We start from the raw sequence: 6,804 nt of genomic DNA, 5'->3' as shown, positions 1-6,804 counted from the left end.
CCCGCGGAGCGGGTACCACATCGCTGCGCGATGTGCAAGCGAACATCCGCGCTTCGCGCGGATGTTGCGCTCCCGCTCCGCGTTCGCGCTGACTGCTCGCTGCGCGAGCAGTCCACTGACCCTGCTTCGCAGGGTCAGTGACGGTCCGTCCGCTGCGCTCCCGGACCGGTGGGACTTCGTCCCACTTACCGGGCCTACGCTTCGCTTCGGCCCGGGCCGGCGGGCCCGCCAACGCAGGCCGGGCTGGCTACCAGAGGTGAGGGCTTGAGGGGTGGGCGGGGACGCAGGGGGCTTCGCCCCCGCCCTGTGCCGGGAATTAGCCCTCGCCTCGCATCAGCTCCACGATCACTGTCCACAGGGCGCGTGCGCTCAGTGCCACGGCGATTCGCTTCGCGATCTCGGCAGCCAACAGGCCCCGACGAGATGACCGCTGGTCATCACTCATGTCCGTACCCCTTTTTCAAGCGGCCCCCGCTCTGACAGAGCGGATTCCAAGGCCCCCCTTGGTACGAACAACTGCCAACGTAACCGACGGCATTGACAAGCGAAAGACCCCTCACTCTTCCTCTGCCAGCGTGGGGCTCCAGCAACACGTTCAAGCCATGCGAAAAGGAATCTAGGTGTTCTGTGTGCTTCATTTTGAAGACAGGATAGACTCTGGAATCAGAGCACGCCACGCCGACAGCTCCGGAGGCTTATCAAGGCCCGCCACGCGGCCTTGTCCGGACGCCGGTGATGGGGGCAGCCCCCCGACCGCGTCAGTTCAACCGTAGCCCTTGCGGCTCCTCTACGTGCAGGTTTCCCGTTTCCAGCCGCTCGAATCGACCGGGCGGCACCCCAGGAGAAGGCAGGCGTATATGTCGAGCACAGACCGCGCTGACCAGCGCGAGGCAGCCCAGCGAGAAGCCATCGACGCGGTCGTGCGCGCCCTCGAATTGCCTGCAAGATCACTTGTGCCAGAGCGAGGGCTTCGAACGCAGGTGATCATGGCGACCGGGTCCGGGAAGACCCGGATCGCGGTCCGCAGCGCGGAGGAACTCCACGCGGGCCGCGTGCTGGTGCTCGTGCCCTCCCTGGACCTCCTCTCCCAGACCGAGGCCGCGTGGCGCGAGGGGGGCCGCCGGGGGCCGATGATCGGGGTGTCCTCGCTGCGGGGCGAGGAGGTGTCCTTCCCCAACACCACGGACGTCGACGACCTGGTGGAGTGGACCCGCGGCCTGGAGAAGGTCACCGTCTACGCCACGTACGCCAGCCTGGGACTGGGCACGCTGGAGCGGGCGCACGCCGCGGGCCTCGCGGCGTGGAACCTGATCGTCGTGGACGAGGCGCACAGATGTTCCGGCCGGATCGGGAAGCCCTGGGCCGTCGTCCACGACAACCAGAAGATCCCGTCCCTGCGCCGGCTGTACATGACGGCCACGCCCCGGCTGTGGCAGCTCGGGGATGAGGACGAGGCCGGCGCACCAGGCGAGCTGGTCGCGAGTATGGAAGACGATCCTGACGGGCCCTTCGGCAGTCGCTGCTTCGCTTTGACGCTTTCGGAGGCCATCGACAGGGGAATCTGTGCCCCCTACCAGGTCGTATGCGTAGACGTCACCGACACCGCGCTCCAGGCCGCACAGCTCCTGGGCGCCGAAGGCCGCTCCGCAGAGGTCCGCGGGGCCCGGCTCGCCGCCCTGCAGACCGCCCTGGTGAAAGCCTCCGCGGAGGAGGGCTTCCGGCGCACGCTTGTCTTCCACCACGTCGTCAAGGAAGCCGAAGCGTTCGCGGCCGGCCTTCCCGACGTCGCCGCGCAGCTACACGCCAACGACCCCGAGCTCTACCCCAAGACGATCTGGGCGGACTGGCTGTGCGGCGACCACAAGCCCCTCCACCGGCGCCGGCTGCTCGGTGAGTTCGCCGCCGGGATCGCCACGGACGGCACCGTCGTGGAGAAGTGCTTCCTGAGCTCGGTAAAGGTCCTAGGCGAAGGGGTCGACACCAAAAACTGTGACTCCGTGTACTGGGCGGACGTGCGGGGCTCGATGCCGGACCTGGTCCAGGCGGTGGGCCGGGCGCTGCGGATGCAGCCGGGCGAGGGGAAGATGGCCAGCCTGGTGGTGCCGGTGTTGCTCGGGCCCGGTGAGACGGCGGACAACATGCTCACCTCCCGGGCGTTCGGCGGGCTCGCCAAGCTCTTGGAGGCGCTGCGGGCGCACGACGCGAGAATCGTGGAGACCCTTGCGGAGCAGCAGGCCCCCAGCCGCTACAAGCCCGTCACCAAGGACGCCAGCGGGAAGAGCACAGGCGGGAGCGGCGAGGGCTCCGGGAGCGTCAGCGCCCCTGCCAAGGCCCTGCTGAAGTTCTCCACGCCGCGCGACCCCGCCGCGCTCGCCGCGTTCATCAACCTGCGCGTCCTCAACCCCGAACACGAACACTGGCGACGCGGCGTGGAGGCGGCCGTGATCTACGCCCGCGAACATGGCGACTTGAGGGTGCCGTTCACGTTCCGCGTCCCGGCCGGGGAGGAAGCGGAGGCGACGGGGTGGCCGGCCTCGCTCGCTTCCTTCCCGCTGGGGCAGTGGACCGCCGACTGCCGGCGGTTCTACGCCCGCGGCGACATGGACGAGGAACGTGTCGCGCAGCTGGAGAAGCTGGGCATGATCTGGTCGCACCACGATGTCGCGTGGGAGGAGGGCCTCGCCGCGGCGCGCGGGTGGGCTGCCGAGAACGGGCACCTCCTGGCCCCGCTGGACGCCACCTTCCAGGGGGCGGCGGTGGGCATCTGGCTGAAGAACGCGCGGGCCGCCGCCCGCAAGGCGCAGGAGATCGAGCGGCGCCGCGCGGAGGGACTGCCGGTGGGGTCTTCGGCCGGGGCGCTGTCGGACGAGCGGCGCGAGCAGCTGGAGGAGATCGACGCGTCCTGGTGCCCCTCGTGGCCGGTGACGTGGCAGCGGTGCTTCCACCTCGTACGGATCCACCTGGACGCGGGCAAGGCACTGCCCACCGAGGCGGGCGAGGTCCTGCGCCAGGGCGAAGACCTCGGACGCTGGGTGCAGTCAGTGCGGCTCGGCTGGGACCAACTCACCGGCGTCCAGCAGTGGCTGTGCGAACACGCCCTCGGGATCACACCCGCAACCGAGAACGAGAAACCGCAGCCGCCCCGAACACAAGCCGACAAATGGACCGCCAACCTCGCCGCCGCCCAGCAGTACTACGAACGCGAAGGCCACCTGAAAGTCCCGCGCAAACACGTGGAGACCATGCTCACCGAGGACGGCAGGGAGGCCCAGTACCGCCTGGGGTCATGGATCAACAACCAACGCAGCAGAGCCGCCACGCTCACCCCAGAGCGCATGGAGCAGCTATCCGCAATCGGGATGCGGTGGACGTGATGGGCGCCGTCGGCACCGCGGCCGCCGCCCTCCCGGCCGACTACCTACTCGGACGCCAGCGCCCCCGGCAGCGGCTGAGCGACTGGGCAGCCGATCAAGCCCGCGTCAGCGGGCCGCACGATGGTGTGGCGCCGCCGGGATGGTGAGCATCCCGGCGGCCATCGTCAGATGACGATGCTCAGGGTCCCGGGCGGTTCGTCCCGCCTCTGGCTGAACATCTCCGGAACGAGCACGGCCGTGATGCCGAGCCAAGTTCCGACGGTCTCGACGAACTCGGAGTCGATGCCCCAGAGGACGAGGAGTCCGATGACGACCAGGATCACCCGGCCGCGCCTGTGGCGGGGCGAGAGGGGGTGTCCATGGGTACTGGTGGGTAGGAAGCCCATAGGCTGTGTTCCTAATCTGCCGGTCTTGCCGGCGGTCGGACCGCGTTCGCCCCACAGGTTGGTAGCCAGGGAGGGGCGGCGCGGTTCTCTACTTCTCCGACCCCTTGTGGTCGGAGAAGTCTTCAAGGTCCGTCGGTGGGAGTCCTCGCTGGTGGAAAGGTCGCACCAGCCGGTAGAGGGGGCGGGAGCCTCTTCCCGAGCGGACCGCGAGGGTGTCGAAGTACTCGAAGCCCGCAGGCTCCAGGACTCCGTTCTCGACAAGGTCGTCGATGCCCGTGGCGACGGTCTTCTGGGCCAGGCCGTACCACTCGCTGATCCGGGCCTGGACGAGGGTGAACTTGTTCTTCCTCTGGGCGAGGGCGATCAGGAGCATCGCCTTACCCGGGAGGGAGAGCTTCGTGTGGAGGCCCTCCTCCCAGTACTCGAACGGAAGCTGGAGGTACTTCTCCCCAGCGTTCTCGGGCGGAGCGTACGGTCCGCTGCCGTCCTCCATCCGCTTGGTGACGGTCGTCCTGCGCTGTGATCCACGGGCCGTGGTGATGAGGCCGAGGTCCTTCAATGCCTTCCAACTGCGTGAGACCGCGGAGGCACCTGTCTTCTCGTCGGAGATGCCGATGGTCCTGGCCCAGGTCGTCGACCACTCCGTGACCGAATGGTCGTTGGCACCCGTGATGGCCGCGACCAGAAGGTAGAGGTCAAGGGCCCGTTCCTGGTGGCTCGCGACCAACGACCTGAGAGGTCCAGGTCGGGTGTCCGGCGCGTCGCCGAGCTGGACGAAGGCTCGACGGATCGGGACGGTCCGGTTCTTCCTCTTCGATCGGATCAGGATCATCTCGATGGTCCTGTCCTGACTCATGGAGCTCTCGGTGTCGGGGGTGACAGCCGACTCGCCCTGGCCTAGTACTCCAGCTGTAGATCGTGATCTTTGCGTTGTTGGGCTGCTTGGCGCTGGTAGTGGCCGGCACGGGCTGGCTCGGTCTGGTGCGGTCGCGCCAGTCGTCGGCGGGTCACGCCGTCGTGTCCGCCGGATGGCCGGACTCGGCGAAGGGCCCCCGGTCGGGGCGCAGCGAATAGAGCACCTCGTACACCTCGCGGCGGACCTCTACCGCTTCGTACGCGGCAGGGATTGTGCGGGCGAGCTCGGTCTCCCGGAACGCGTCGAGCGCCTCGCGGCTCTCGAAGAAGTAGATGCCGCACACGTCGCCGGTTGCGCTGTCGCGGCCGTAGACCTTCTGCAGGAGACCGGGTACGTCATGGAAGCGGGGCCGCCGCTCCAGCAGGCGCCGCTCGAACTCCTGCGCATCGAGTCCGGATGTGATCCGGACAAAGAGGATGGCGGGCATGGAGTCATCTCCGTCCTTGAGATGCCCCCTGAGTCGAGTCTAGCTGATCTCGCTGGTCAGGGCCTGTGCGGACACAGGTGCGGCCACCGTTGATCATCGTGAGTTGTGTGGACTGACGAAGAGACGGTGGCCGCAGGTCACAGCATAGATCCCACCCGTTGGCGGGGTGCGTTCGAGGCCCTGATGGGCAGGATCGCGGGCCGCTTTGCACGGGTTGAACCCCGGCGCCGGGCCGGGTGGCTGGTGCTCGGTCTGCTGGCGGACCTGCCGCGCAAGAACTGCTGGACGATCGCGGAGTGGGCCGGGGATCCCACTCCGCACGGTTTGCAGCACTTGCTGTCCCGGGCGTCCTGGGATGCGGACACGGTCCGTGATGACGTCCGTGACTACGTGGTCGAGCATCTGCGTGATGACGCGGCGGTGCTGGTCGTCGACGAGACCGGCGACGTGAAGGAGGGCACGCACACCGTCGGGGTCCAGCGGCAGTACACCGGCACCGCGGGCCGGATCGAGAACTCCCAGGTCGCCGTCTACCTCGTCTACGCCGGCAGCCGCGGGCACGCCGCGGTGGACCGAGAGCTGTACGTTCCGCGCGCGTGGACCACCGATCCCGACCGCTGCCAGGCCGCGGGCATCCCAGAGGAACGGGCCTTCGCGACCAAGCCGGAACTGGCCGCCGTGATGATCGAACGGTTCCTGGACGCCGGGCACCACGCCGCCTGGGCGGCCGGGGACGAGGTCTACGGCGGCAACCCGAAACTGCGGGCCGCACTGGAAACACGCGGCATGGGCTACGTCCTCGCCGTCGCCTGCTCAGCCGGAATCACCACCCAGGCAGGCAAGTTCAGGGCCGACGCCCTGGCCGGCAAGCTGCCCAGGCGGGCCTGGCAGAAGCTGTCCGCCGGGGCCGGCGCGAAGGGGCACCGGTTTTACGACTGGGCCGTCATCGACACCGTCGACCCCGGCCCCGGGCACCGTCAGTTGCTGATCCGCCGCAACCGTGCCACCGGCGAACTCGCCTACTACCGCTGCTATTCGCCCGGGGCCGTGCCGCTGACCACCCTGGTCAGGGTCGCCGGATCAAGGTGGCGGGTGGAGGAGACCTTCCAGGCCGGAAAGGGTCTGGCCGGACTTGATGAGCATCAGGTCCGACGATTCGTGTCCTGGACCCGCTGGGTCACTCTGGCGATGCTCGCCCATGCCTTCCTCGCCGTCGTCCGGGCCGACGAACACGACCGGGCCGCCGACCCCGCCGACCTGATCCCGCTGTCCTGCAACGAAGTACAGCGACTGTTCATCGCCATCGTCGTCCAGTCCGTCCACAACACCGCCCACCGTCTCGCCTGGTCCAACTGGCGACGTCGCCATCAGGCCCGATCCCAGACCAGCCACTACCGGCGACAAGCCGCAACGCAGACATGAAGATCACGATCTACAGCTGGAGTACTAGCTGGTACCCCGACTCCGGCTCGGTTGCGGTCTTCTGAATCGGCGTCATGGCGAGAATGATGGCATGACGATGCCGGAGGCGTCCAACCTGGCAATGCTCGGTCAGCTCCGCTGACTTGTGGGCTGAGAGTGTGAGATAGAAGAACCAAGTAGATAGCTATGTGAGAACACAGCGTAGGACGACTACTCAGTGGACGTTAAGTCCGTTTCTGATAGCGGCCTCGTCCGGGTTGGGTGAGGAAGCCTTGGCGG

The 6,804-nt window shown here is 68.0% G+C and carries 6 protein-coding genes; 2 read left to right on the top strand and 4 right to left on the bottom strand.

Translation table 11 applies throughout. The features are described 5' to 3' along the window. Positions 1-316: 316 nt before the first annotated feature. Complete coding sequence (locus tag QNO07_RS27335; RefSeq protein WP_283995233.1) at positions 317-445, bottom strand: hypothetical protein; 129 nt, start codon at positions 443-445, stop codon at positions 317-319. A 412-nt stretch (positions 446-857) separates the two neighbouring features. Between QNO07_RS27335 and QNO07_RS27330 the strand changes: the two genes are divergently transcribed. Further along, a complete protein-coding gene (locus tag QNO07_RS27330; protein WP_283995232.1) occupies positions 858-3,374 on the top strand; it encodes a DEAD/DEAH box helicase in 2,517 nt (838 codons plus the stop codon). A gap of 164 nt (positions 3,375-3,538) precedes the next feature. Here QNO07_RS27330 and QNO07_RS27325 read toward each other — a convergent pair whose 3' ends face one another. The 3 genes from QNO07_RS27325 to QNO07_RS27315 all read right to left on the bottom strand — a co-directional run bounded on the left by QNO07_RS27325 (position 3,539) and on the right by QNO07_RS27315 (position 5,103). Next, positions 3,539-3,760 carry a hypothetical protein gene (locus QNO07_RS27325; RefSeq protein WP_283995231.1) on the bottom strand — a complete coding sequence of 74 codons (222 nt, stop codon included), beginning with the start codon at positions 3,758-3,760 and terminating at the stop codon, positions 3,539-3,541. Between the two features lie 88 nt (positions 3,761-3,848). Then, a complete protein-coding gene (locus tag QNO07_RS27320) occupies positions 3,849-4,616 on the bottom strand; it encodes a hypothetical protein (RefSeq protein ID WP_283995230.1) in 768 nt (255 codons plus the stop codon). A gap of 151 nt (positions 4,617-4,767) precedes the next feature. After that, positions 4,768-5,103: a YdhR family protein gene (locus QNO07_RS27315; RefSeq protein WP_249764215.1), complete on the bottom strand. Its 336-nt coding sequence runs from the start codon at positions 5,101-5,103 to the stop codon at positions 4,768-4,770. 183 nt (positions 5,104-5,286) lie between these two features. Here QNO07_RS27315 and QNO07_RS27310 point away from each other — a divergent pair, with 183 nt between their 5' ends. Beyond that, complete coding sequence (locus tag QNO07_RS27310; protein ID WP_283995227.1) at positions 5,287-6,525, top strand: IS701 family transposase; 1,239 nt, start codon at positions 5,287-5,289, stop codon at positions 6,523-6,525. The last annotated feature ends 279 nt before the right edge of the window (positions 6,526-6,804 follow it).

The sequence above is a fragment of the Streptomyces sp. 549 genome (genome assembly GCF_030124175.1).
Lineage (GTDB): Bacteria > Actinomycetota > Actinomycetes > Streptomycetales > Streptomycetaceae > Streptomyces.
This window is presented reverse-complemented; position numbering and strand designations above follow the sequence as displayed.

Excerpts from the sequence above, each read along its gene's own strand:
- QNO07_RS27335 (WP_283995233.1), bottom strand. The coding sequence starts at position 445 with ATGAGTGATGACCAGCGGTCATCTCGTCGGGGCCTGTTGGCTGCCGAG.
- QNO07_RS27330 (WP_283995232.1), top strand. The coding sequence starts at position 858 with ATGTCGAGCACAGACCGCGCTGACCAGCGCGAGGCAGCCCAGCGAGAA.
- QNO07_RS27325 (WP_283995231.1), bottom strand. The coding sequence starts at position 3,760 with ATGGGCTTCCTACCCACCAGTACCCATGGACACCCCCTCTCGCCCCGC.
- QNO07_RS27320 (WP_283995230.1), bottom strand. The coding sequence starts at position 4,616 with ATGAGTCAGGACAGGACCATCGAGATGATCCTGATCCGATCGAAGAGG.
- QNO07_RS27315 (WP_249764215.1), bottom strand. The coding sequence starts at position 5,103 with ATGCCCGCCATCCTCTTTGTCCGGATCACATCCGGACTCGATGCGCAG.
- QNO07_RS27310 (WP_283995227.1), top strand. The coding sequence starts at position 5,287 with ATGGGCAGGATCGCGGGCCGCTTTGCACGGGTTGAACCCCGGCGCCGG.